Genomic DNA, 25,138 nt, shown 5'->3' with positions numbered 1-25,138 from the left:
CACAAGTGCGCGAGTGCCTTGCGACCCCCCAAAGATACGCAGTTTCGCGCATTTTGGTTTTCAACGCGTTGCCGATTTCAGCACCCGGTCGACCATGGCGGGAGCAAGGCCGAGGTAATTTTTCGGTGATGTCAGCGCCTCGATCGTGGCACGGTCGATTCTGACAGAGACGCGGGAATCGGACGAGAGCGCGTCCGCCAGCGTAAGACCTTTCTCATTGGCGAGCCGGCAGGCGTCATAGACCACGTCATGGGCCTCCTGCCGCCCGATCTGCGGCGCGAGCCCCATCATGACGGCTTCGGCCACGATCAGACCGCGGCTGACGGCGAGATTCTCGTTCATCTTGCTTTCATCCACGATGAGGCCGGCGAGCGCGAACTTCGCCTGGTGCAAGGCGCCGGCGGTCAGCACGAAGCTCTCGGGGATCGCCATCCATTCGGCGTGCCAGGGCCCGGTGGCGCGCTCGAAATCCTGCACCATGGCATCCAGCATGAGGCCGGCGTGCTGGCGCACCGCCTTCGACGCCGCGAGCATCAGTTCCGAGGAGATCGGGTTGCGCTTCTGAGGCATAGTCGAGGAAGCACCGCGTCCCTTGACGAAGGGCTCGTAGACCTCGGCGAATTCGGTCGAGGCCATGATCATGATGTCGAGCGCGATCTTGCCGAGCGAGCCGGTGACGAGCGCCAGGAAGTTGACGGCCTCGGCAAAACCGTCGCGTGCGACGTGCCAGGTCGAAGCGGGGACGCCAAGCCTCAGTTCGGCGCAGAGCGCTTCCTGCACCTCGAACCCCTTGTCGCCGAGCGAGGCCAGCGTGCCGGCGGCGCCGGCGAACTGGCCGACCAGGACGCGCGGCTTCAATTCGCTGAGGCGCTCGGCGTGGCGGTCGAACATCGCGAGCCAGATCGCGGTCTTGTAGCCGAAGGTGACCGGCAGCGCCTGCTGGAGATGGGTGCGGCCCGCCATCGGCGTGTCGCGGTGGCGCTTCGAGAGGTCGGCAAGGATTGTGCGCAGCGCGGCGATGTCCTGCTCGACGAGCTCGAGCCCGGCGCGCAATTGCAGCACCACGGCGGTGTCCATGATGTCCTGCGTGGTCGCGCCCCAATGCACATAGCGGCCGGCATCGCCGCATTGCTTCACCATCTGATGCACGAGCGGCAGGATCGGATAGCCGACGACATCGGTCTCCTGCCGCAACAGGTCGAAATCGAGCGCGGCCACATCGGTCCGCGCCGCGATCTGGTCGGCGGCATCGTGCGGAATCACCCCGCACTTCGCTTCCGCTTTCGCCAGTGCCACCTCGACCTCGGCATAGCGCGCGACCGTCGCGATATCGGAAAACACCTCCCGCATCTGCGGCGTGCCGAAGGCATCGCGGAACAGCACGGAATCGAGCACGGTGGTCGAGGCATGAAAAGCGGGCATGGGCGTTTCTTCGTGGTTGGTGTTTTGTGTGGGCGGCAGCTTACGCACGCGGAACTGTTCGGCAATGGACATTCACCGTTCGTCACACATTCGATGCCGTCGCGAAGGCCAGGACAACATGGGAAGCTGCCGCACGCCATTGCCTCAACACCGACATTGCGAGGAGCCCTTGCGACGAAGCACTCCACGCTGTCTGCGCGGCGACAGGCTGGATTGCTTCGCTACGCTCGCAATGACGTGAGGAAATCGCGACAATCCGGCCGAACCGGCCACGTTCTAACCAAGGCTGCATTCCTCCCCGTAAACTGCATGCCTGCCATCACGCGATCGTGGTGAACCGGGCAGGCCCCTCGGTGGACTCACAGACATCAGCCGAAATCCGTCTTGATTTCATCGTTGCCCGATGTCGTGAGGTCTGAGTTTTCGACGTGCAGTTTCTGTTCCGGGATCACCTGCTCGATACCGACTTGCGCGAGCTGAGCCGCGAGCAAGTTCCCGTTGCCGTGGAGCCGCAGGTCTTCGATCTCGTCGTCCACCTCATGGAGAACCGCGACCGGGTGGTCAGCAAGGACGAGCTGATCGACAAGATCTGGCATGGGCGCAGCGTGTCCGAATCCACCCTGACCAGCCGGATCAATGCGGCACGCAAAGCGGTCGGAGACACCGGCGCCAACCAGGCGCTGATTCGCACCATCTCACGCAAGGGTTTTCGTTTCGTCGGCGACGTCGAAACCAAGCGTGGGGCGACCGCGCCGGACTCCGATTTCGGAGCGAAGCTACTGCAGGCCCCGCTGGCGCTGCCGGACCGGCCGGCGATCGCGGTGCTGCCCTTTACCAATATGAGTGGCGACCTCGAGCAGGATTATTTCTCGGACGGGATCAGCGAGGACATCATCACCGCGCTGTCGAAGCTGCGCTGGTTCTTCGTCATCGCGCGCAACTCCTCCTTCGTCTACAAGGGCCGTGCCGTGCACATGCACGAGGTCGCGCGCGAGCTCGGCGTGCGCTACGTGCTCGAAGGCAGCGTGCGGCGGAGCGGCGATCGCGTGCGCATCTCCGCGCAGCTCAACGACGTCTCGACCGGCAGCCATCTCTGGGCCGAACGCTACGACCGCGAGCTTGCCGACATCTTCGCCGTGCAGGACGAGATCACCGAGGCGATCGTCGCCGCGATCGAGCCGCAGCTCTATACCGCCGAGAGTTTTCGCGCCCAGCAGAAGCCGCCGGGAAGCCTGGATGCCTGGGACCTCGTGATGCGCGCATTGTCGCATTACTGGCGCATCACCCGCGAGGACAATGCCGCCGCGCAAGGATTGCTCGAAAAGGCCGTCGCGCTCGATCCCGCCTATGGCAAGGCGCTCGGCCTGCTCGCGACCAGCCACATCTTCGGCGCGCATATGGGCTGGTCCGACATGGCCGCGACCGTGCCGGTCGCCGAGCACGCCGCGCTCGCGGCGGTGGAGGCCGATCGTGAGGATGCCTGGGCCCATCACGGCCTGGCATACGCTTATTTATTCCGCCGCCGCTTCGACGACGCACTGGCGGAATTCGAGCTGGCGCTGAACCTCAATCCGAACTTTGCGATGGCGCACGCCTTCTACGGCGTGACGCTGTGCTACGCCGGACGATGGCAGAACGGCGATGTCGCCGCGCGCCGCGCGCTGCGGCTGAGCCCGCGCGACCCGCTCGCGGCGATCTATTGCGGCGTCGCGGCCTATGCCCGGTTCATCGGCCGCGATTACGAAGGCGCCGCACAGATGGCGCGCGAGTCGATGCGGCAGCGCGCCGATTTCGTCGGCGCGCATCGCGTGCTGACGGCCGCCACCGGAATGTCGGGAGATCCCGCGCGCGCGGCTTCCGCCCTGGAAGGCTTGCGCCGCGCCCAACCGGGCATCTCGCTCGCCTGGATCACGCGCGAGCTACCGATGCTGCGGGACGAGGATCGCGAGCATTACCTCGAGGGATTGCGGCGCGCGGGGATGACATAGCGAATCTCTCCTCTCCCCGCTTGCGGGGAGAGGAGAGAAGAAAGCGCATCACTCCTGCATCATCTCGCCGCTGCCGCCGAATTCGGCCGGGAAATCCTTGAGCTTGGGCAGGCCGTCGCGCATTGGCAGCACCGTCTCGGCGTAATTGACGTGGACGCCGGGCGCGAAGGCGAGGGTGGGAATGGTGGCGGTGAAGACGTCGATCAGGCCGAGCGGCGGATGGTTGGTCATGAGATGGCCGCCGCACTTCTTGCAATATTTGCGCTGGCTGAGCGGCGTCTTCGCAAAGGTCTCGACATTCTCTGCACCTTCTGTGATGCGCACGGCTTCGGGCTTCCACAGGCTGAAGGCGTTCACCGGACCGCCCGACCACGAGCGGCACGAGCTGCAATGGCAATAGCCCATCGCCTCCGGCGCGCCTGTGACCTCGATCGTGACCGCGCCACAGAAGCAGTTTCCAACATGTTTCATTAGGTCGTCTCCGTTGATGATTGTTCAGATTCCTCTCCCCGCTGCTGTTTGCCGATAAGTCGGCAAAAAGGAATGCGGGGGTCGCGACGAGCTTCGCTCGCACTAATAGCGTCGGGGTGAGGGGGATTCACCCCGAGAAACGTGGAAGGCCGGGTCGGCAAGCTCCGTTACGCGCCTCGGCGCCGCCGCGCGTCCTCCTTTCGGCGGACGCGGCCGAACGACGCGCAAGCTATACTGACTTGCGCCAGGGAATAAGCATCGACACCCGTTGTTTGTAGTGCCGGTACTCGTCGCCGAAGAGATCGATGAGGTCGTGCTCCTCCAGCGCGATGCCGACGAAGATGTAGGCCGTCGTCACGGCGGCGAACAGCAGATGGCCCGCGGTCATGACCGGCGCCGCCCAGAACGCGATGATGAAGCCGAGATAGATCGGATGACGGACGAACTTGTAGAGCAGCGGCGTCTTGAAGCGCGGCGGCGACGCCTCCTTGCCGACGAGATGATTGGTCACCTGATGCAATCCGAACAACTCGAAGTGATTGATGATGAAGGTCGAGGTAAACACCAGGACCCAGCCCACCAGCGACAGCGTGACGATCGTCACAGCAAGATCCGGGTTCGCGACGTCCCATATGACCGTGGGCAGCGGACGCCACTGCCAGAACAGGAGAAGCAATGACAGGCTGGCAAACAGCACATAGGTGCTGCGCTCGACCGGCTTGGGGACGTACTGCGTCCACCAGGCCTTGAATTGCCGGCGCGCCATGACGCTGTGCTGGATCGCAAACAGGGCCATCACGAGCAGATTGATGATGACGGCCTCGGCCACGGGCGTATCGGTCCCGGTATCGATGGTCTTCGGCACCACGAGCCCCATGACGAAGCCGATGGCGTAGAGAATGGTGACGAAAAACACGAGATACGCCGCAATTCCGTACAGAAAGGCGATGAACTTGAAAATGCGTGAGCCCGCAACCGGGCCGATAGGATCAACCTGATGATCAATTTGGGTCATAAACAGCTCCGTTGTGCCAAAACGCCGGCACTTCATTGGTCGCTGCACCATGCCGCACCGGAGGTCCCAAGACTTTCGCGGACGGTTGATTTTCGCCTGAGACGACTTTGATTTTTGCTTGAGACGACAGAAACGTGCGATTTCGCTTTGAAAACAACGTGCTCGACGGCGACCTGCGGGAACTCACCTGCAGCGGCGCCGCCGTGCCGTTGCAGCCGCAGGTGTTCGATCTCCTGCTTTATCTGGTGGCGCAGCGCACCCGTGTGGTCAGCAAGGATGACCTGATCAGCCAGATTTGGAGCGATCGGATCATCTCTGATTCCGCCCTGAACAGCCGGATCAACGCCGCGCGCAAGGCGCTCGGCGACGACGGTGCGACCCAGCGGCTGATCAAGACCATTCCGCGCAAGGGCTTTCGTTTCGTCGGCGAAGTCCGGGAAGAAATGGCATCCGCGCCCGCCCCCACGCAACCCGTCGCTGCTTTGCCGCGCGCCCTGGCGGACCGCCCGGCGGTCGCGGTGCTCGCTTTCGAGAACATGAGCGGCGATCCCGCACAGGACTATTTCGGCGACGGCATCAGCGAGGACATCCTCACCGCGCTGTCGAAGCAGCGCTGGTTCATGGTGATCGCCCGCAACTCGTCCTTTACCTACAAGGGACGCGCGGTTCACATCCGGCAGATCGCCGAGGAACTCGGCGTCCGCTACATCGTCGAAGGCAGCGTGCGCAAGTCGGACAACCGGGTGCGCATCACCGCGCAGCTCAACGACGCCACGACGGGCAGCCATCTCTGGGCCGAGCGCTACGACCGCGAGTTGGTCGACGTGTTCGCCGTGCAGGACGAAATCACCAACGCGATCGCCGCGGCGATCGAGCCGCAGATTCATGCGGCGGAAAGTTTTCGCGCCCATCGCAAGCCCCCCGCGAGCCTGGATGCCTGGGATCTCCTGATGCGGGCGCTGTCGCATTACTGGCGGGTGACGCGGCGGGATCACGAGACCGCGCGGGCGCTGCTCGAGCGCGCGGTCGGGATCGACCCGAACTACGGCCAGGCGCTGTCGGTGCTCGCGGCGAATCACATGTTCGGCGTGCATCTCGGCTGGGCCGAGCTCGCCGTGGTGGCGCCGGTGGCGGAAGCCGCCGCGCTCGCCGCGGTGCGCTGCGACCACGAGGATGCCTGGGCGCACGCCGCGCTTGGCAGCGTCTACTTCTCGACGCGACGGCTTGCGGACGCGCTGTCCGAGTTCGAGCAGGCGCTCGCGCTCAATCCGAACTTCTCGCTGGCGCAGGGCTATTACGCACTGGCGCTGTCCTATGCCGGGCGGCCGAAGGATTCGTTCGAGGCAGCGCAGAGGGCCATGCGGCTCTCGCCGCGCGATCCATCCCTGGCGATCTATCACGGCATCGCCGGCTATGCCCGCTTCACCGAGCGGCGCTATGGCGAGGCCATCACGCTCGCGCGGGAGGCGATCCGCCACCGCGGCGACCTTACCGGCGCCTACCGCGTGCTGGCGGTTTCTGCTGGCATGACCGGCGACGGCGTGCTTGCGGAGATGGCGCTGGGCGAGCTCCGCCGCACCCAGCCCAACATCTCGCTGCGCTGGATCGCGACGCAATTGCCATGGGCGAACGACGCCGACCGCGAACACTATCTGGAAGGGTTCCGGCGGGCGGGCTTGCGCTAGACGATCGTCATGCCGGGTCTACGTCACGCTTCCGGCGCAGATGGACGACGACGTCGAGCCGCGCGATCTCGTGGCCCGGAAGCGCCTCGGGCATCCTGGTGAAGGTCAGGCCGTCGGTGACGTCGACCAGCACATCCTCGCCTTCGAGGTAGAAATGCGGATGCACGGACGTATCGGTGTCGAAGAACGACTTGATGCCGTCGGCGGCGATCCGCCGCAACAGGCCGGCTTCGGTGAACTGGTTCAGCGTGTTGTAGACGGTCGCAAGCGACAGCCGCAGATTGGCGGCGGTGGCTTCTTCATAAAGCCCCTCCGCTGTCACATGACGATGAGGGCAGAGGAACAGCATTTGGCCGAGCGCCAGGCGGTGGCGCGTCAGCCTGAGGCCAGCATCGCCGAGCAATTGCGCGCAACGTGCCGACGCCTCGTCTGCGAAAGAGATGGCGCTATCGTCTGAATCCGCTTCGGATGGGGTGGAATGGACGTTCATCGCCGATGGACTCGCAGTTGACCGGGCACGCGGGGCTTCACCCGTCCTGCCATCAGATCGCAGAAGCGGCAGCCCGGCTTTGATCCGAATCAAATCCGGAACGAGCCCGCCTCTGACCTATCGCAAGGCGGCCGAGTTTATTCCCGGCCAGAATGGCCTGACATCAATGAGGCTCACATGTCCAAGCCGGTTCCCGACAAGGCAGAGATCGCGCTCGAATATCCCGACAAGTTCTATGTCGGCACCTTCGGGCATTCATCGCGGTTCGAGGCACGTCTCGACGGAAGCGGCGTTGCGCTGGTGCTGCAGCATCCGGGCACGGCGGACGAGCGCAAATCGGTGCACCTGCACCTCAATTTCGGCCTGCTCGCCGGAATCCTGCGCGAACTCGCGGGCAGTGTCGCGGCCATCCCCAAGGACGACATCGCGCACCGGGAGCAACTCGCGGACGCGCTTGCCGAGTTGCAACGGGTGCTGCGGCCCTCCTGAAGCAGGGCGGCGCGGCGGCGTCGGCTTGGCCGTCAAATGCCATAACCGGACGCGCTGTACATTTTTTGGGCGAACACTGTCGAGACTTTCATCTTGCGGCGCCGAATGAGACTGTGTGAGCCTCGATCCCGGATGGGGACTGGGATGGGCCTGCCGTAGCTTTGCGCGCCATGACGTGCGAAGCGTTTGCGGCTGGTCTCGCTTGAGAAAGATTCGACATGTCAAAACGAGTGTTGCTTGGTGTCCTCCTGGCTTGCGGCCTCGCGGCCCCGGCGCTGGCGCAAGAGCCGAAAGCGGGTGGAGCGATCAATGCCGTGATTCAGCCCGAGCCGCCCGGCCTGATGCTGGCGATGGTCCAGAACGGCCCGGTGCAGATGGTGTCGGGCAACATTTTCGAAGGCCTGCTGCGCTACAGCCCCAAGCTCGAACCGCAGCCGGAGCTCGCCGAGAGCTGGAGCGTCAGCGAGGACGCCAAAACCTACATATTCAAGCTCAGGAAGGGCGTGACCTGGCACGACGGCAAGCCCTTCACCGCCGCCGACGTGCTGTTCTCAATCGAGATGCTGAAGCAGACCCACGCGCGTGCCCGCAACAATCTGGCGCAGGTCGACAAGGTCGAGGCGCCCGACGACTACACGGTGGTGTTCACGCTGAAGCAGCCGTTCGGTCCGTTCCTCGGCATCTTCGAGGTCGGCTCGATGCCGATGGTACCGAAGCATCTCTACGAAGGCACCGACTGGAAGACCAATCCCTACAACAACGCCCCTGTCGGCACCGGCCCCTTCATGTTCAAGGAATGGCAGAAGGGCTCTTTCATCCGCCTGGTCAAGAACCCGAACTATTACGAGAAGGGCAAGCCCTATCTCGACGAGATCTACTGGCAAATCATTCCCGATGCCGCGGCGCGCTCGGTGGCGTATGAGACCGGCAAGGTCGACGTGCTGCCCGGCGGCTCGGTCGAGAATTTCGACGTGCCGCGGCTGTCCAAGCTGAAGGACACCTGCGTCACCGGCGCCGGCTGGGAGTTCTTCTCGCCGCTGGCCTGGCTGTGGCTCAACAATCGCCAGGGTCCGCTCGCCGACAAGCGGGTGCGGCAGGCGGTCATGTTTGCGATCGACCGCGACTTCGCCAAGGACGTGATCTGGAACGGGCTCGGCAAGGTCGCGACCGGCCCGTCGGCCTCGACCATCAAATACTACACCGACGACGTGCCGAAATACCCTTACGATCCCGCCAAGGCCAAGGCGCTGCTGAAGGAAGCCGGCTACAAGGGCGAGAAGATCCGCCTTCTGCCGCTCGCCTATGGCGAGACCTGGCAGCGCTGGGGTGAAGCCGTGAAGCAGAACCTCCAGGACGTCGGCATGAACATCGAGACCATCGCCACCGACGTTGCCGGCGGCAACCAGAAGATCGGCGACTGGGACTACGACATCGCTTTCACCTATCTCTACCAGTACGGTGATCCCGCACTCGGCGTCGGCCGCAACTACGTCTCCAGCGCCATCGCCAAGGGCCAGGTGTTCAACAACGTCGAGGGTTACTCCAACCCGGAGATCGACAAGCTGTTCGCCGACGGCGCGGTTGCTACGCCGGACTCCAAGCGCAAGGAGATCTACGAGAAGGCGCAGAAGATCCTGGTCGAGGACGTGCCGGTGGCCTGGATGCTCGAGCTGCAATTCCCGACCATCATGCGTTGCAAGGTCAAGAACCTGATCACCACCGGGATCGGGGTCAATGACGGCTTCAAGGACGCATGGCTCGACAAGTGAGGGCGTGCCTTCCTTCACCTCTCCCCGCTTGCGGGGAGAGGTCGACGCGCTCGCAGAGCGCGGCGGGTGAGGGGGTACAGATCCATCGGCATTCTCGCCCGTGGAGAGAGGCCCCTCGCCCCAACCCTCTCCCCGCAAGAGCGGGGCGAGGGAGCACAATGCCCCCGTGGCTTCAGGTCACGCAACAAGACATGACCCTCTAGATGCTCTCCTTCGTTGCTCAGCGTGTCGTGAAGGGCGTGATCGTCCTGCTTGCGATCGTCGTCCTCAATTTCTTCCTGATCCGGCTTGCGCCCGGCGATCCCGCCGTCGTGATGGCGGGCGAGGCCGGCGCCAGCGACCAGATCTTCGTCCAGCAGCTCAGGGAGAAGTTCGGCCTGGACAAGCCGCTGCCCGAGCAGCTCTTCATCTACGTCAAGGGCATTGCTACCCTCGACCTCGGCTTCTCCTTCCGCCAGCAGGCACCAGTCGCGAAGCTGATCGGCGAGCGGCTGCCGGCGACATTGCTGCTGACGCTGACGGCGTTCGCGATCTCGCTCGTGCTCGGCGTTCTCTTCGGCACCTTCGCCGCGCGCTTTGCCGGAACCTTTCTCGACACCGCGATCACCGTCTTTGCGCTGATCTTTTACGCCATGCCGATCTTCTGGGTGGCGCTGATGGGCATCCTGCTGTTCTCGGTCACCATGGATTGGCTGCCGAGCTTCGGCTACGAGACTGTCGGCGCCAACCTCACTGGCTTCGCTCATGCCGTCGACGTCGCGAAGCACCTGATCATGCCGGCGATGACGCTGGGCCTGTTCTTCATGGCGACCTACACCCGCATGACGCGCGCCTCGATGCTGGAGGTGAAGCGTCTCGACTTCGTCAAGACCGCGCGCGCCAAAGGCCTGTCCGATGCCGTGATCCAGCGTCGCCACGTCCTGCGCAACGCGCTGCTGCCCGTCGTGACACTCGCCGGCGTCCACTCCGGCACCCTGATCGGCGGCGCCGTCATCACCGAGACCGTGTTCGCCTGGCCCGGCATCGGACGCTTGATGTACGACGCCCTGCTCCAGCGCGACTACAATCTGCTGCTCGGCGTCTTCGTGATCTGCTCCGCCATGGTCCTGATCTTCAACCTCATCACCGACCTGGTCTATCGCCTGGTCGACCCGCGCATCGAATTCACCACATGAAACAATTCTGGAAATCGATGCTGAGGAGCCCGAGCGGCGTCATCGGGCTCATCATCCTGCTGCTTGCGATCTCGGTCGCCTTGTTCGGTCCGATGCTGTTCCCGAACTCGCCCTGGCGCATGGTGCAGCGGCCGTTCCTGCCGCCGTTCACGCTCGCGACCGTGCCGCTCGGCACCGACGCGCTCGGCCGCGACGTGTTCGCCGGCATGATCTTTGGCGCACGCGTCTCGCTGCTCGTCGGCATGGTCTCCACCCTGGTGGCGCTCGTCGTGGGCGTTCCCATTGGCGCTATGGCCGGCTATTTCGGCGGCAGGGTCGACGACGCCCTGATGCGCTTCACCGAGTTCTTCCAGACCATTCCTAGCTTTGCGCTCGCGATCGTGCTGGTCGCGATCCTGCAGCCCTCGATCTATTCGATCGTCGCCTCGATCGCGCTGGTAAGCTGGCCGCCGGTCGCGCGCCTCGTCCGCGGCGAGGTGCTGTCGCTGCGCACGCGGGAATACGTCCAGGCCGCGGTGGTCACGGGCCAGAGCAACACCTGGATCATCCTGCGCGAAATCCTGCCGAATACGCTGTCGCCGGTGATCGTGCTGGCTTCGCTGATGGTGGCGACCGCGATCCTGCTGGAATCCTCGCTGGCGTTCCTCGGCCTCGGCGATCCCAACCTGATCTCCTGGGGCTACATGGTCGGCGCCGGCCGCACCGTGATCCGCCAGGCCTGGTGGATCACCGTGTTTCCCGGCGTCGCCATCCTGATCTCGGTGCTCGGCCTCAATTTGATCGGCGAAGGCCTCAACGACGCGCTCAATCCGCGGCTGTCGCGGGAGGGCCGCTGATCATGACCGCTCCGCCCGCCGTCTCCATCAAGAACTTGCGGATCGCGTTGCCCAAGGGCGCCGAGCGTCCGTTCGCGGTCGACGGCGTCTCGCTCGATCTGCGGCCCGGCAAGATCGTCTGCGTCGTCGGCGAATCCGGCTCCGGCAAATCGATGTGCGCGCATGCGCTGATGGGACTGTTGCCTGACACGGTCACCGTCACCTCCGGCGAGATCCAGTTCGAAGGCCGCGACCTGCTCAAACTCGACGACGACGGCTGGCGAGATCTGCGCGGCCGCCGGCTCGCGATGATCTTCCAGGAGCCGATGACCGCGCTCAATCCGTTGATGCGGATCGGCGATCAGATGGCGGAGATGTTCGAGGCGCACGGGCTGCTCACGCCGAGGGAGCGGCGCGCCAAGGCGCTGTCGCTGGCGCGCGAGGTCGGCCTCCCCGACCCCGAGCGCATCGTGCGCGCCTATCCGCACCAGCTCTCCGGCGGCCAGCGCCAACGCGCCATGATCGCGATGGCGCTCGCGCTCGAACCGGCGGTGCTGGTTGCGGACGAGCCGACCACCGCGCTCGACGTCACCACGCAAGCGCAGATCCTGAAACTGATCCGCAACCTCCAGCGCAATCGCAACATGGCGGTGATGTTCATCACCCATGATTTCGGCGTGGTCGCCGACATCGCCGACCAGGTCATCGTGTTGCGCCACGGCAAGGTGGTCGAGGAAGGCCCCGCCTCGGCCGTCTTCAACGCGCCGCAGCACGACTACACCAAGGCGCTGCTCGCCGCCGTGCCCTCGATGGACCCGCCCGCCCGCAGCCCTCTCGACGACCAGGCCAAAGCGGTCGAGGTGATCGGACTGGACAAGACCTACGTCACCTCGGGCGGCTGGTTTCGCGAGGACCGTCGCGTCGATGCCGCACGCGAAGTCAATTTCACGATTCTCAAGGGCGAGACGCTCGGCCTGGTCGGCGAATCCGGTTCCGGCAAATCGTCGGTGGCCCGTCTTGTGATGCGGCTGGTCGAAGCCGATCGCGGCACCGTGCGGATCGGCGAGACCGATCTCACAAAGCTCGCGGGCAAGGCGCTGCGCGCCGAGCGCCACCGCATCCAGATGATCTTCCAGGATCCGTTCGCTTCGCTCAATCCGCGCCGCAAGGTCGGTCATATCATCGCCGACGGCCCGATCGCGGCCGGTACCGATCCGAAGGTGGCATTCGAACGCGCCCGCGATCTCCTCAAGATGGTCGGGCTCGACGCCGGCGCACTCGAACGCTATCCGCACGAATTCTCCGGCGGCCAACGCCAGCGCATCGGCATCGCGCGCGCGCTCGCGCTCGAACCCGAAATCATCGTCGCCGACGAAGCCGTCTCCGCGCTCGACGTGTCGGTGCAGGCGCAAGTGCTGAGACTGCTTGAAGACCTCAAGGCGCGTCTTGGCCTGTCGATGCTGTTCATCACCCACGATCTGCGCGTCGCTGCTCAAATCTGCGATCGCATTGCGGTGATGCAGCGCGGCGCCATTGTCGAACTGAAGCCGACCGCGCAGCTGTTCGCCGCGCCCGAACATGCCTATACGCGCGAGCTGCTCGCGGCAGTGCCGGGGCGCAAGGATCGCCCGCCGGCGGCGTAAGTCAGCCGATCGCGATTTCTACTTCGGTCGGGGATTCGTATTGTTCCAGGTGGGGACCGAGTTTGTTACGCCGACGGAGGGCTGGTTGGACGTTCCGACCGATGGCGCTGTCACGGTCCCGACGGTCTGCCCGGAACTTCCAATAGTCCCTTGCTGTACTGGTGCTCCGGAGCGTCCGCTCGTGCTGCTTGGTGCCCCCGTCCCCGACGTTTGTGCGTTTACGGCGAGTGGCGCTGCAGCCAATCCGAGAGCGATAAGTGCAGCAATGGAGCGTTTCGTTCTTGTCATGGCTGATCCTTTCGGGCGCGGTCTCTCAATCGCGATGCCGTTCGTCGAGGCACCCGTGCACTGAGTGACCTTACAACTCCACGCGCGACAAAATGTGCCGCAGTGCCATCATCCCGCGGGGCTCAACTCTTCATCACGATGCTGCGAAGCGGTCCCCGCCGAACAGATGCGCCGTGAGATCGGCGCATCGCTGAAGGTACCCCGCTCCCCCTCAGGAGCGGAATCCTCACGGGCTTTTTATCCCTCGTGACCGCCCGCACGGCTGCAAAGCCGAAGGCGACACCCCACATCCGGATGAAATGATTTCCATCATGTGATGATGGATTGAGAATCTATTGGAGACGACATGGGCCAGGTTATTGAGTTTGTCTCGAAATCCGAGCGCGAGCGCATTCGCCTCATCCAGGAAGCGCGCGCGATCTACGACAGCATCTTCCCGCCGGCTGATCCGGTGAGCGAACCATCAAGCGGAGCCTCCGCGCGTCGCAGCGACGGAGGCAACCTCGCGTGATCAAGATCATCGCCGTGCTCTGCAACCTCGCCTCTCCAGCGAACTGTCATGAGCAGACCGTCACCACATCCGATTTCGCCGACGTCTCGATGCAATCGTGCCTGATGGGTGCGCCGCAGCTTGCCGAATGGATGAACCAGCATCCGGCCGAGCGCCTCGCGGGATGGCGCTGCGTGATCGGCCAACAGGCCGGCCGGGGCGCCTGAGGATGCATGCTCCCTGCTGGGGCGTTGCGATCTTCACCTTGCGACCGGCCGCGCTGATCGACATCGGCTCTCGCCCAGAGCGTTCGTGTGCTATCTGACCGGCGGGTTGGTATTGCTCCAGGTCGGAACCGAGTTGGTGACGCCGACGGAAGGCCAATTATACGTGCCGATCGACGGCGCCGTGACCGTCCCCACCGTCTGTCCTGAGCTGCCGTAAGCCCTCGACGGCACGGCCATCGACCCTCCAACGCTGCCATAACTCGGGGCCGCCATAACGGAGCTGTAGTGTCTGGCGGACCTGTGCTTCTTCGCCTCGACAACGGAGGGGGCCGTAGCTAGGCCAACCGTGATAAGTGCGGCAATCGCGAATTTGATGCCTGTCATCGCTGATCCTTTCGTCGCCGTAGACCCCGTACGCCAAGTGTTCATTGTTCGGAAGAATTCCATAGCACTTCCGTTCATAACTCCGTGCGCACACGAAGGTGCCGGAGCGCGGTCGCACGGCATGATCAGCGCCGCCGCGGACGACAGGCCTTGCGGTTGTGGCGCTCCTTGACGGTCGCGACCGAGTGCATCAGCTCCTTGAAGGCCGCGATTGCCTTGTCATCGCCGAATGCGCTGTCACCGAGCGCTTCCAGATGCTCAATGACCACGAGCAGCGCATCCGCGACCTGGCCGATCTGCTTGCCGTAACTGCCGACATCCGACAGTAGGTCCTTCTCGACATCGGGCGCCGAGGATTGGCCCACCGTGATGTTCACGAGACCGAACTGGCCGCCGGCCGGGCTGAAGAACGACGTGATCGGGTTGATGGACTGCACGACGTCCCCCGACAGAGGCAGCTTGAACACGGGCATGCGACTATTCTTTCCTTTGCTGAGCCCGGCGGGCGCGAGACTAGCACGCCCGCCCGCTACCGCGCCTCGCCTTCGGATGGACCCGAATCAGCGCTAAAGCGTTTTCGAGCGAAGTGGATGCCGGTTCGCGTGAAGAAAACGCGTCGAAACAAGGATCTAGAGCTTCGGTTCTGATTCAATCAGAACCGATAATGCTCTAGTGCATTCACCTCATCGACTTCGCGTATTGAGGCGATATGACCGGTCCCGAACTGAAGCAACTCCGCAACGATCTCTCGGACGTCCTCGAACGCAAGCTCACCGCGGCCGACATGGCCCGGCTTTGCGGATTGCCGGAGAAGGGCGGCGCCGACACCATCCGGCGCTGGGAAGTCAGCGGCCCGACACCGTCCGCGACCAAGGTGCTGCGCGTGCTCGCGATGGCGAGCGAGCGCTACCCGATCCTGGAGAAGTTCGACGTCTTCGATCGTCATGACGTGCGCGAGGAAGACCGGCCCGCAAAGCGCGCTGCATTCCGCGAACAGATGCGCGATGAGGCGCGGCGCCGTCTTGGTTAAGTTACACTGACAGCGCCGAGTTAAGCCTTCCTTCACCACTTCTTAAGCCGACATTAAGCACGAAAATCGTTTACGGCCCAATACGTTAGGTTGGCTGCCGCTGTGCCACGGATGTGACAGCATTTTCGTCAAAAGCGAGCTATCTGCAAAATCAACGACGGCGCGGAAAGCGCGCCTGCCGGGGACCTAAGTGTTGGAGTTTGGACGATGAAGAAGATTCTGTTTGCGACCGTTGCGCTGCTCGTGCTGGGCGCTGCTGCGCCGGCAGTCGGTGCCGATCTCGGTAACCGCAATTACTATAAGGCGCCCGCGCCCGCTTATGCCGCGCCGATCTACAACTGGACCGGCTTCTACATCGGTGGCCATGTCGGCGGCGCGTTCTCCAGCGACAACAATTTCAGCGGCCTCTCCACCGGCAATAACGGCAACGGCCGTTTCCTCGGCGGCGTGCAGGCTGGTGCGGACTGGCAGTTCAACCCGAACTTCGTCGTCGGCGTCGAAGGCCAGTATTCCTGGCTCTCCGGCAGCGTCGGCGCGGTGTTCCCGGGCGGCGTCGCCTACACCAACGACCAGCGCGGTCTCGGCTCGATCACCGGCCGCGTCGGCTACACCTGGGGTCCGGGCCTGCTCTATGTGAAGGGCGGCTACGCCTACTCCGACAACAACGAGAAGGTCACTGTCGGCGGCGTGCCGGCGGCCTTCGTCATCACGGGCGATCACCGCAACGGCTACACCGTCGGCGCCGGCCTCGAATACATGTTCGCCCCGAACTGGTCGGCCAAGGCCGAGTACCAGTACTACAATTTCGGCGACGCGCACTTCACCGGTGGTCCGCTGGCGGGCACCGGCAACTTCACCACCGACGACCACACCATCAAGGCGGGCGTCAACTACCGCTTCAACTGGGCCAACTCGGCGGTCGCGCGCTACTGAACGGTTATCAAAACCTTATCATGATGAAGGGCCGGCATCGTTGCCGGCCCTTCTTTTTTCGCTGTGCGGAACGTGCGCAACCAATTGAGCGACTTGCGATTTTTTAACCTGGCCCGAGGATACTCCGCGGCGAAAACATAAAGATCACGCGTGGGGGAATTTCGATGGCGATCCGTCTGGGCCTTGGCCGTTTGCTTGGTCGTATCCGGCCCCGTTTCAAAATGCCGACATGGGGTGTGCGCGGCAGCCTGTTCACGGCCTTCGCGGTGATCGCGGGCATGGGCCTCGTGATTGCAGCCGGCGCCGGCTTCGTCTTCAACCATCTCGGCAGCACCATGATGGACCTGAGCGGCCGCGACATCCCGCGCCTTTCCGCCAGCCTTCAACTCGCATCGCAAAGCGCAACGCTCGCGGCGCAGGGGCCGGGCCTCCTGGCGTCGCCGTCCGACGAGGCGCTGAACGAACGCACCAAGAAGGTGCAGGAGATCCAGCAGCTTGCCATGGCCAAGCTTGGCGAGATCATCGAACTCGGCGCCGACAAGCAGATCGCAACCGCATTGCGCGACACCGCCAAGAGCATCGACGAGGCGACCCAGAGCCTGGTGTCGGCCGCGCGCGAGCGGCTCGATGCCGGCGCGCTGCATGACAAGCAATATGAAGCGCTCCGCAAGGCGCAGCTCACCTTCGTCGGTGCGGCCGGTCCTGCCATGCTGGATGCGCAAACGCGCCTGAACGCGATCCTCGGCGCGGCGGAAGTTTCCGCCGACGATGCCACCGAAGCCGCCCGCACCGTCTCCCAGGTCGCGACCATCTCCGCCAACGGCAATCTGATGGCCGCCGACATGATGGCGGCGCTGTCGGCCAACAACAGCGATACGCTGGAGGCGATCGAGAAAGAGTTCAAGGCGACGCGCGACCGCGTCAAATCGAACCTCGAGGACCTGCCGAACATGGGCTCGATGCAAGCGGTGCGCGACACCGTGCAAAAGCTGTTCGCCTTCGGCGAAGGCAAGTCCGGCGTGTTCAAGATCCGCCAGAAGGAGCTCGACGCGATCGACTACGGCCAGACCATCCTGGACGAGACCCGCAAGCTCAATGTCGGCCTCGGCATCAGCGTGCAGCAGCTGGTCGAGGGTGTGCAGAAGGAGACCAACGCGTCGACCTTCCAGGCGCGGCAGGAGATCTCGCTCGCGACGACCGCGATGCTGGCACTCGGCGCACTGACGCTGGTCGGCTCGGCGCTGTTCGTCTGGCTCTATGTCGGCCGCAACATCCTGCGCCGCATTCGCGAGCTTCAACGCGCCATGCAGTTGCTCTCGGCCGGCGACCTCGACACCGAGATCGTCCGCTCCCGGCAGAACGACGAGATCGGCGCGATGAAGGAAACGCTGACGGTGTTCCGCGACAGCATGATCGAAGCCCGGGCGCTTGCGAGCGAGCAGGACAGGGATCGCGTCGCCAAGGCCGAGCGTGCGGCGCAGATGGAGGCGAAGATTGCAGAATTCGAGGGCACGGTCCGCTCCGCACTCGACAATCTCGCGCAGTCGGCCAATTCGATGCAATCGACCGCGCAGAGCATGTCCAACACGGCAGACCAGTCCAATGCGCTGGTGAACGCGGTTGCCTCCGCAGCCGAAGAGACCTCGGTCAATGTGCAGACCGTATCGTCAGGCACCGAGCAGCTCTCGTCCTCGATCGAGGAGATCAGCAAGCAGGTCGTCACCTCGGCCGCGATCGCCAGGAAGGCGGTCGACGAAGCCGGCGCGACCGACGCCACGGTGCAGAGCCTCGCCGACAGCGCGAGCCGCATCAGCGTCGTGGTCGACCTGATCCAGACCATCGCCTCGCAGACCAATCTGCTGGCGCTCAACGCCACCATCGAGGCGGCGCGCGCGGGCGAAGCCGGTCGTGGCTTCGCGGTGGTCGCCTCCGAGGTGAAGAGCCTCGCGAGCCAGACCGCGAAAGCGACGGAGGAGATCCGTAGCCAGATCGCCAGCATGCAGTCGGTGACGACTTCGGCGGTCGGCGCCATCCAGGGCATCGGCCGGATCATCGGCGAGATCAACGACGTCACCACGACGATCGCCGCCGCGGTCGAGGAACAGGGCGCGGCGACACGCGAGATCGCCCGCAACATCCAGCATGCGGCCGGTGGCACCAGCGAGGTCTCCAGCAACATCGTCGGCGTCTCCACGGCTTCGGCGGAAGCCGGCGCAGCGGCGAACGAAGTGCTCGGTGCCTCCGACGCGCTCCGCCGCGAGGCCGACATGCTGCGCGGAGAGATCGACGCGTTTCTCAACAACATGCGGGCGGCGTAGGCGCCGTTCCGTAACCCGGAATGACCGCTATGCGGGCCCCGCCAGCGCCCTTTTTCGGCTGGCGCGCCGCAGCGAGCGGGTTTAAGCCGGTAGCATGAACGCAAAGACCGACACCGTGCAGTCCTCCGCCGACGCCCTGCGCTATCCCTGGGAACAGCATCCCGGCCCCGAACAGGTCGTCGAGGTGAAGCCCGGCGTGTTGTGGGCGCGGCTGAAGCTGCCGTTCCGCCTCAACCATGTGAACATCTACCTGCTCGCCGACGGCGACGGCTATGCCATGATCGATGCCGGCTTCGGCAACGAGGAGACGATCGAAGCCTGGACGAAGCTGTTCGACGGACCGCTGAAGGGCGTCAACATCACGCGCCTTATCGTGACCCATTCCCATCCCGATCATGTCGGTCTGGCCGGATGGATCGTCGAGCGGTTCAACTGCCCGCTGGTGATGTCGCAGGTCGAATATCTGCAATCGGTCTATCACCAGAACCGCGGCACCGAGGAGCGGCAGGAGGCGCAACGGCTGTTCTTCCGCCGCCACGGCATGGACGAGTCGCTCACCGAAAAACTGCTCGGCCGCGGCCAGGACTATCTCAAGCGCGTCTCGGTGCTGCCGCCGTCCTACCGCCGCATCTCGCATGGCGAGGACGTCGTGATCGGCACGCGCCGCTTCAAGGTGATCACCGGCGGCGGTCACGCGCTCGACCAGGTGATGCTGTATTGCGCCGACGACAAGCTGTTCCTCTCGGCCGACCAGGTCCTGAGCAAGATCTCGCCGAACGTCAGCGTGTGGGCGGTCGAACCCGACCAGAACTCGCTCGGCGAATATCTGGCCTCGCTCGCCAGCCTCACCACGACTCTCCCCTATGACGTGCTGGTGCTGCCCGGCCACGGCGTGCCGTTCTACGGGCTGAAGACCCGCATCAAGCAGCTCGCCGATCACCACGAGGAGCGCTGCCGCCTGATCGCGGAAGCCTGCCGCGAGGTGCCGCAGACCTCGCGCGCATTGGTGCCCGTGGTGTTCAACAAGCACGTGCTGGACGAACACCAGATGGGTTTCGCCGCCGGCGAGCTGGTCGCTCATGTCAACTACATGATCGTGGAAGGCCGGCTGACGGCTGAGATGAAGGACGGCGTGCTGCAGTTCAGGACGAGTTGAGCGCCGACTTCACTTCAGCGGATGTTGCAGGGCAACATCGCATCTCGCGCGAACTTGATCCGGATCAAGTTTCAAATCGCACGATAGGGCATTTTGCCCAAATGCCCCGCACGTCCAAATGTGGGATAGCGCATAGACATTGGAGCTGGAAAAGCTCTAAGGATATGCGGGTCTTTGGTCGGTTCCGCTGCAGGTTTGACGATGGATTACGCCCAGTTCTTCAATTCCGCCCTTGATCGTCTCCACAGCGAGCGGCGCTACCGCGTGTTCGCCGATCTCGAGCGCATTGCCGGCCGGTTCCCGCATGCGCTCTGGCACTCGCCCAAGGGCAAGCGCGACGTCGTGATCTGGTGCTCCAACGATTATCTCGGCATGGGCCAGCACCCGAAGGTGGTGGGCGCGATGGTCGAGACCGCGACCCGCGTCGGCACCGGCGCCGGCGGTACCCGCAACATCGCCGGCACGCATCATCCGCTGGTGCAGCTCGAGGCCGAGCTCGCCGATCTCCACGGCAAGGAAGCCTCGCTGCTCTTCACGTCGGGCTACGTCTCGAACCAGACCGGCATCGCGACCATCGCAAAGCTCATTCCGAACTGCCTGATCCTGTCGGACGAGCTCAACCACAATTCGATGATCGAGGGCATCCGCCAGTCCGGCTGCGAGCGGGTCGTGTTCCGCCACAACGACCTCGCCGATCTCGAAGCGCTGTTGAAGGCCGCCGGCCCGAGCCGGCCCAAGCTGATCGCCTGCGAGAGCCTTTATTCGATGGACGGCGACATCGCCCCGCTCGCCAAGATCTGCGACCTCGCCGAGAAGTACGGCGCGATGACCTATGTCGACGAGGTCCACGCCGTCGGCATGTACGGCCCGCGCGGCGGCGGCATCGCCGAGCGCGACGGCGTGATGCATCGCATCGACATTCTCGAAGGCACGCTCGCCAAGGCGTTCGGCTGCCTCGGCGGCTACATCGCCGCCAACGGCCAGATCATCGACGCCGTGCGCTCCTATGCGCCGGGCTTCATCTTCACCACCGCTCTGCCGCCGGCGATCTGCTCGGCCGCGACCGCGGCGATCAAGCACCTGAAGACGTCGAGCTGGGAGCGCGAGCGTCACCAGGATCGCGCCGCCCGGGTCAAGGCGATCCTCAACGCCGCCGGCCTGCCGGTGATGTCGAGCGACACCCACATCGTCCCGCTGTTCATCGGCGATGCCGAGAAGTGCAAGCAGGCTTCCGACCTCTTGCTCGAACAGCACGGCATCTACATCCAGCCGATCAACTATCCGACGGTCGCCAAGGGCTCCGAACGCCTGCGCATCACGCCCTCGCCCTATCACGACGACGGCCTGATCGATCAGCTCGCCGAAGCCCTGCTGCAAGTGTGGGACCGCCTGGGTCTGCCGCTTCGCGAGAAGTCGCTGGCGGCGGAGTAGGCTTCTTCGCCTTCTCTTCTCTTCGATCTAAGTTTCACCGTCCCCGGAGCTACCCCCCTCCCCACCCTCCCCCACAAGGGGGGAGGGAGCGAGAGAGTTGCGGCTCCTTACATCGGGTAGCCGCACAGCGTGACGGTCGGTCTCGAATTCTTGCGACGCGGACGCTCTCTCCGTTCCCTCCCCCCTTGTGGGCGAGGGTCAGGGAGGGGGGTACCGCGCGGGGACTCTCTCGGTGAGCCCGAGGCAGCGCAGCTTTGGGGCAGCGCACCGCTTAACGACAACCCCGGTTCCCGCGCCCGCGCGGCATTTCGCTGTCGCCTCCACCCGCCCAACGCGCTAGATTTACAGGGAAAATGAGATCGGGCGCGGCCAGCGCGCCCCCGGGAGAAGCACGCTCGCCATGCTGCACGATTGGGGCGTGATCGCCGCCGCCTTCGGCTATATCGGCTTTCTGTTCCTGGTGGCGAGCCATGGCGACCGCCGCTCGCGGGCCGGGCGCGGCCGCGCCTCGGGGCTGATCTATCCGCTGTCGCTGGCGATCTACTGCACCTCCTGGACCTTCTTCGGCTCGGTCGGCTTCGCCACCCGCACCTCCACCGACTTCCTCGCGATCTATGTCGGCCCGGTCCTGATGATCGGGCTCGGCGCCGGCGTCCTCCGCCGCGTGATCCAACTCGCGAAAGCCCACAACATCACCTCGATCGCCGATTTCATCGGCGCGCGCTATGGCAAGAGCCAGGCGGTGGCGGCAACTGTCGCACTGATCGCGATCATCGGCTCGGTGCCCTACATCGCGCTGCAGCTCAAGGCGGTGGCCTCCTCGCTCGAAACCATCCTGAGCGAAGACCAGGCCTTCTCCCACATCCCGATCGTCGGCGACGTGGCGCTGATGGTGACGTTGGCGATGGCGGCCTTCGCGGTGCTGTTCGGCACGCGGCAGACGGACGCCACCGAGCACCAGCACGGCCTGATGCTGGCGGTCGCAACCGAATCCATCATCAAGCTGGTCGCCTTCCTCGCCGCGGGCATCTTCGTCACGTTCTGGATGTTCTCGCCGCACGAACTGATCGAGCGCGCGATGAAGACACCGGAGGCGGTGCGCGTCATCAACTATTCGCCGTCGATCGGCAACTTCCTGACCATGACGCTGCTGTCGCTCTGCGCGATCATGCTACTGCCGCGCCAGTTCCACGTCAGCGTCGTCGAGAATTCCTCGGATGCCGAGGTCGGCCGCGCGCGTTGGCTGTTTCCGCTCTATCTTATCGCCATCAATCTGTTCGTGATCCCGATCGCGTTCGCCGGCCTCGTCAGCTTCCCGTTCGGCGCCGCCGATCCTGATATGTACGTGCTGGCACTGCCGATGGAGGGCGGTGCGGATCTGCTCAGCGTCGCCGTCTTCGTCGGCGGGCTGTCGGCGGCGACCGCGATGGTGATCGTCGAATGCGTCGCGCTCTCCATCATGGTTTCGAACGACCTCGTGGTGCCCCTGGTGCTGCAACGACGGCCCGAGGGGCGCACCGGCGGCGCCGATTTCAGCGACTTCCTGTTGCGCTCGCGCCGGCTCGCGATCTTCGCCATCATGGTGATGGCCTATTTCTACTACCGCGCGCTCGGCAACACCCAGCTCGCGGCGATCGGCCTACTGTCTTTTGCCGCCATCGCCCAGCTTGCACCAAGCTTCTTCGGCGGGCTGCTGTGGCGGCGCGCGACCGCGCGCGGCGCGATCGGCGGCATGCTGGTCGGGTTCGCGGTGTGGCTCTACACGCTGTTCATCCCGAGCTTCATGGATACTTCGACGGCGGGGATCCTGCTGCTCCAGCACGGCCCGTTCGGGATCGAGGCGCTGCGGCCGCAGGCGCTGTTCGGCGCCGATTTGCCGCCGCTGATGCACGGCGTCGTCTGGTCGCTGTCGCTCAACATCCTCACCTATGTGCTGCTGTCGCTGGCGCGCCGGCCGTCTTCGATCGAGCTGGTCCAGGCCGATCTGTTCGTCCCCAACACGCTCGCGCCGATTTCCCCGAATTTCCGGCGCTGGCGGACCACCGTCACGGTGCAGGACATCCAGACCACGGTGGCGCAATATCTCGGGCCTGACCGCGCGCGGCATTCGTTCGAGGCATTCTCCGCGCGGCGCAATGTGCGGCTGGAGTCCGGGGCACCCGCCGATTTCGAGCTGCTGCAGCACGCCGAGCACCTGATCGCCTCCTCGATCGGCGCGGCCTCCTCGCGTCTGGTGATGTCGCTGCTGTTGCGCAAGCGGACGGTCTCCGCCAAGGCTGCGCTGAAACTGCTCGACGATTCCCATGCGGCGCTGCATTTCAACCGCGAGATCCTCCAGACCGCGCTCAACCATGTGCGCCAGGGCATCGCGGTGTTCGATGCCGATCTGCAACTGATCTGCTCCAACCGGCAGTTCGGCGATCTCCTCAACGTTCCTCCGCATTTCATCCAGTTCGGCACGCCCTTGCGTGAAATCCTGGAATTCATGGGCGTGAGCGAGCCGGCCGACCCGATCGAGCGCGAGGCCATGCTGGAGCGCCGGCTGGTGGCCTACACCACAGACGGCGAGCCTTATCTCGAGCGCCTGCCCGACCGCCACATGGTGATCGAGATCTTGACCAACCGCATGCCCGGCGGCGGCTTCGTCATTACCTTCACCGACGTCACGCCCACGTTCGAGGCGGCCGAAGCGCTGGAGCGCGCCAATGCGACGCTGGAAAAGCGGGTGCGCGACCGCACCGAGGAGCTGACCCGGCTGAATTCCGAGCTGGCGCTGGCCAAGAGCGCGGCCGAAGACGCCAGCATCTCCAAGACGCGCTTTCTCGCCGCCGCCAGCCACGACATTCTCCAGCCGCTGAACGCGGCGCGGCTCTATGTCACGAGTCTGGTCGAGCGTCAGCACAGCGGCGAGGAGACGCGACTGGTCGAGAACATCGACGAATCGCTCCAGGCGATCGAGGAGATCCTCGGCGCGCTGCTCGACATCTCCAGGCTCGACGCCGGCGCGATGACGACCTCGATCTCGAGCTTCAAGATGGCCGACCTGATGCGCTCGCTGGAGATCGAGTTCGCGCCGATCGCGCGCGCCAAGAATCTGGCGCTCGTCTTCGTGCCGTGCTCGCTGCCGGTGGAGTCGGATCGTCTCCTGCTGCGGCGGCTGCTGCAGAACCTGATCTCCAACGCCATCAAATATACCCCGCGCGGGCGCGTGCTGGTCGGCTGCCGCCGCCGCGGCGCCACGCTGAAGATCTGCGTCTACGACACCGGCGTCGGCATCCCGGCGGTCAAGCGCGGCGAGATCTTCAAGGAATTCCACCGCCTCGAGCAGGGCGCGCGAATTGCCCGCGGCCTCGGCCTGGGCCTGTCGATCGTCGAGCGGTTGGCACGCGTGCTCAAGCACGACATCGCCATCGATTCCAATGTCGGCGGCGGCTCGGTATTTTCCGTGACGGTGCCGACGGCAAAGGCGATCACCCACACCGCGGCCGTGACCAGTGCGACGCCGCTCGCACGCACCTCGATCTCGGGGACCCTGATCGTCTGCATCGAGAACGACGCCGCGATCCTCGACGGCATGCGCACGCTGCTGAAGGCCTGGGACGCCGAAGTGATCGCGGTCGCCGATCCCGAGGGCGCGATCGCCGCGATCGAAACTGCCGGCCGCCGCGTGACCGGCCTGCTGGTCGATTACCACCTCGACCGCGGCAACGGCATCGCGGCGATCCGCGACATCCGCCGCCGCTTCGGTGACGGCATCCCCGCGATCCTGATCACCGCCGACCGCAGCCCCGCCGTGCAAATGGCTGCGCGCGACGAAAAGGTCGCGGTGCTCAACAAGCCGGTCAAGCCGGCTTCGCTGCGCGCCCTGCTCGGCCAGTGGCGCACGCAGCAGATGGTGGCGGCGGAGTGAACTTCCGCA

At 64.6% G+C, this 25,138-nt stretch carries 22 protein-coding genes; 15 read left to right on the top strand and 7 right to left on the bottom strand.

Annotated features, from left to right (window positions below; all coding sequences use genetic code 11):
- Positions 1-60 precede the first annotated feature (60 nt).
- Complete coding sequence (pcaB, locus tag BRA1253DRAFT_RS26705) at positions 61-1,422, bottom strand: 3-carboxy-cis,cis-muconate cycloisomerase (RefSeq protein ID WP_007599510.1); 1,362 nt, start codon at positions 1,420-1,422, stop codon at positions 61-63.
- Positions 1,423-1,850: 428 nt separating this feature from the next.
- On the opposite strand from pcaB, the gene BRA1253DRAFT_RS26700 reads away from it, so the two are divergent.
- A complete protein-coding gene (locus BRA1253DRAFT_RS26700; protein WP_007599508.1) occupies positions 1,851-3,410 on the top strand; it encodes a winged helix-turn-helix domain-containing protein in 1,560 nt (519 codons plus the stop codon).
- A gap of 48 nt (positions 3,411-3,458) precedes the next feature.
- Here the strand turns inward: BRA1253DRAFT_RS26700 and BRA1253DRAFT_RS26695 are convergent, their stop codons facing one another.
- Entirely contained in the window at positions 3,459-3,881 is a 423-nt protein-coding gene (locus BRA1253DRAFT_RS26695) for a GFA family protein (protein ID WP_007599506.1), read from the bottom strand.
- 229 nt (positions 3,882-4,110) lie between these two features.
- A complete protein-coding gene (gene mddA, locus BRA1253DRAFT_RS26690; RefSeq protein WP_007599504.1) occupies positions 4,111-4,896 on the bottom strand; it encodes a methanethiol S-methyltransferase in 786 nt (261 codons plus the stop codon).
- A 134-nt stretch (positions 4,897-5,030) separates the two neighbouring features.
- Between mddA and BRA1253DRAFT_RS26685 the strand changes: the two genes are divergently transcribed.
- Positions 5,031-6,581, top strand: a complete 1,551-nt coding sequence (locus BRA1253DRAFT_RS26685) for a winged helix-turn-helix domain-containing tetratricopeptide repeat protein (protein WP_007599503.1) — start codon at positions 5,031-5,033, stop codon at positions 6,579-6,581.
- Between the two features lie 7 nt (positions 6,582-6,588).
- Here the strand turns inward: BRA1253DRAFT_RS26685 and irr are convergent, their stop codons facing one another.
- Positions 6,589-7,071 (bottom strand): Fur family transcriptional regulator Irr, encoded by a 483-nt coding sequence (gene irr / locus BRA1253DRAFT_RS26680; RefSeq protein WP_007599502.1) that lies wholly within the window; start codon positions 7,069-7,071, stop codon positions 6,589-6,591.
- 177 nt (positions 7,072-7,248) lie between these two features.
- Here irr and BRA1253DRAFT_RS26675 point away from each other — a divergent pair, with 177 nt between their 5' ends.
- From BRA1253DRAFT_RS26675 to BRA1253DRAFT_RS26655, 5 genes are all read left to right on the top strand, one after another.
- Positions 7,249-7,560 carry a hypothetical protein gene (locus BRA1253DRAFT_RS26675; RefSeq protein WP_007599501.1) on the top strand — a complete coding sequence of 104 codons (312 nt, stop codon included), beginning with the start codon at positions 7,249-7,251 and terminating at the stop codon, positions 7,558-7,560.
- A 218-nt stretch (positions 7,561-7,778) separates the two neighbouring features.
- The gene (locus tag BRA1253DRAFT_RS26670; protein ID WP_007599500.1) at positions 7,779-9,329 is read left to right on the top strand and encodes an ABC transporter substrate-binding protein; all 1,551 of its coding nucleotides are present in this window, start codon (positions 7,779-7,781) and stop codon (positions 9,327-9,329) included.
- Positions 9,330-9,532: 203 nt separating this feature from the next.
- Positions 9,533-10,504 carry an ABC transporter permease gene (locus tag BRA1253DRAFT_RS26665; protein ID WP_007599498.1) on the top strand — a complete coding sequence of 324 codons (972 nt, stop codon included), beginning with the start codon at positions 9,533-9,535 and terminating at the stop codon, positions 10,502-10,504.
- Entirely contained in the window at positions 10,501-11,340 is an 840-nt protein-coding gene (locus BRA1253DRAFT_RS26660) for an ABC transporter permease (protein ID WP_018458168.1), read from the top strand. The genes BRA1253DRAFT_RS26665 and BRA1253DRAFT_RS26660 overlap by 4 nt, the downstream gene beginning before the upstream one ends.
- A 2-nt stretch (positions 11,341-11,342) precedes the next feature.
- A complete protein-coding gene (locus BRA1253DRAFT_RS26655) occupies positions 11,343-12,962 on the top strand; it encodes an ABC transporter ATP-binding protein (RefSeq protein ID WP_007599494.1) in 1,620 nt (539 codons plus the stop codon).
- An 18-nt stretch (positions 12,963-12,980) separates the two neighbouring features.
- Here BRA1253DRAFT_RS26655 and BRA1253DRAFT_RS45350 read toward each other — a convergent pair whose 3' ends face one another.
- Positions 12,981-13,250, bottom strand: coding sequence for a hypothetical protein (locus BRA1253DRAFT_RS45350; protein ID WP_083869906.1), 270 nt, complete (start codon positions 13,248-13,250; stop codon positions 12,981-12,983).
- Positions 13,251-13,596: 346 nt separating this feature from the next.
- On the opposite strand from BRA1253DRAFT_RS45350, the gene BRA1253DRAFT_RS44575 reads away from it, so the two are divergent.
- Together BRA1253DRAFT_RS44575 and BRA1253DRAFT_RS26645 are read left to right on the top strand one after the other, a co-directional pair.
- Positions 13,597-13,761, top strand: a complete 165-nt coding sequence (locus BRA1253DRAFT_RS44575; RefSeq protein ID WP_007599491.1) for a hypothetical protein — start codon at positions 13,597-13,599, stop codon at positions 13,759-13,761.
- Positions 13,758-13,967 (top strand): hypothetical protein, encoded by a 210-nt coding sequence (locus tag BRA1253DRAFT_RS26645; protein WP_007599488.1) that lies wholly within the window; start codon positions 13,758-13,760, stop codon positions 13,965-13,967. Before BRA1253DRAFT_RS44575 ends, BRA1253DRAFT_RS26645 begins: the two co-directional genes overlap by 4 nt.
- Positions 13,968-14,057: 90 nt before the next feature.
- Here the strand turns inward: BRA1253DRAFT_RS26645 and BRA1253DRAFT_RS45345 are convergent, their stop codons facing one another.
- Positions 14,058-14,351 carry a hypothetical protein gene (locus BRA1253DRAFT_RS45345; RefSeq protein ID WP_007599485.1) on the bottom strand — a complete coding sequence of 98 codons (294 nt, stop codon included), beginning with the start codon at positions 14,349-14,351 and terminating at the stop codon, positions 14,058-14,060.
- Positions 14,352-14,476: 125 nt separating this feature from the next.
- A complete protein-coding gene (locus BRA1253DRAFT_RS26640; RefSeq protein WP_007599478.1) occupies positions 14,477-14,824 on the bottom strand; it encodes a hypothetical protein in 348 nt (115 codons plus the stop codon).
- A 236-nt stretch (positions 14,825-15,060) separates the two neighbouring features.
- Here BRA1253DRAFT_RS26640 and BRA1253DRAFT_RS26635 point away from each other — a divergent pair, with 236 nt between their 5' ends.
- The 6 genes from BRA1253DRAFT_RS26635 (at position 15,061) to BRA1253DRAFT_RS26610 (ending at position 25,129) form a co-directional block, all read left to right on the top strand.
- Positions 15,061-15,381: a hypothetical protein gene (locus BRA1253DRAFT_RS26635; RefSeq protein ID WP_007599476.1), complete on the top strand. Its 321-nt coding sequence runs from the start codon at positions 15,061-15,063 to the stop codon at positions 15,379-15,381.
- Between the two features lie 207 nt (positions 15,382-15,588).
- On the top strand, positions 15,589-16,314 hold the full coding sequence (locus tag BRA1253DRAFT_RS26630; RefSeq protein WP_007599475.1) for an outer membrane protein: 726 nt from the start codon (positions 15,589-15,591) through the stop codon (positions 16,312-16,314).
- Positions 16,315-16,478: 164 nt separating this feature from the next.
- Positions 16,479-18,632: a methyl-accepting chemotaxis protein gene (locus BRA1253DRAFT_RS26625; RefSeq protein WP_007599474.1), complete on the top strand. Its 2,154-nt coding sequence runs from the start codon at positions 16,479-16,481 to the stop codon at positions 18,630-18,632.
- 94 nt (positions 18,633-18,726) lie between these two features.
- Positions 18,727-19,788 (top strand): MBL fold metallo-hydrolase, encoded by a 1,062-nt coding sequence (locus BRA1253DRAFT_RS26620; RefSeq protein WP_007599473.1) that lies wholly within the window; start codon positions 18,727-18,729, stop codon positions 19,786-19,788.
- Positions 19,789-19,989: 201 nt separating this feature from the next.
- Complete coding sequence (hemA, locus tag BRA1253DRAFT_RS26615) at positions 19,990-21,219, top strand: 5-aminolevulinate synthase (RefSeq protein WP_007599472.1); 1,230 nt, start codon at positions 19,990-19,992, stop codon at positions 21,217-21,219.
- Positions 21,220-21,619: 400 nt separating this feature from the next.
- Positions 21,620-25,129, top strand: a complete 3,510-nt coding sequence (locus tag BRA1253DRAFT_RS26610) for a PAS domain-containing hybrid sensor histidine kinase/response regulator (protein ID WP_007599471.1) — start codon at positions 21,620-21,622, stop codon at positions 25,127-25,129.
- Positions 25,130-25,138 lie beyond the last annotated feature (9 nt).

Origin of the sequence: Bradyrhizobium sp. WSM1253 (assembly GCF_000244935.1) — a bacterium.
Lineage (GTDB): Bacteria > Pseudomonadota > Alphaproteobacteria > Rhizobiales > Xanthobacteraceae > Bradyrhizobium > Bradyrhizobium canariense.
This window is presented reverse-complemented; position numbering and strand designations above follow the sequence as displayed.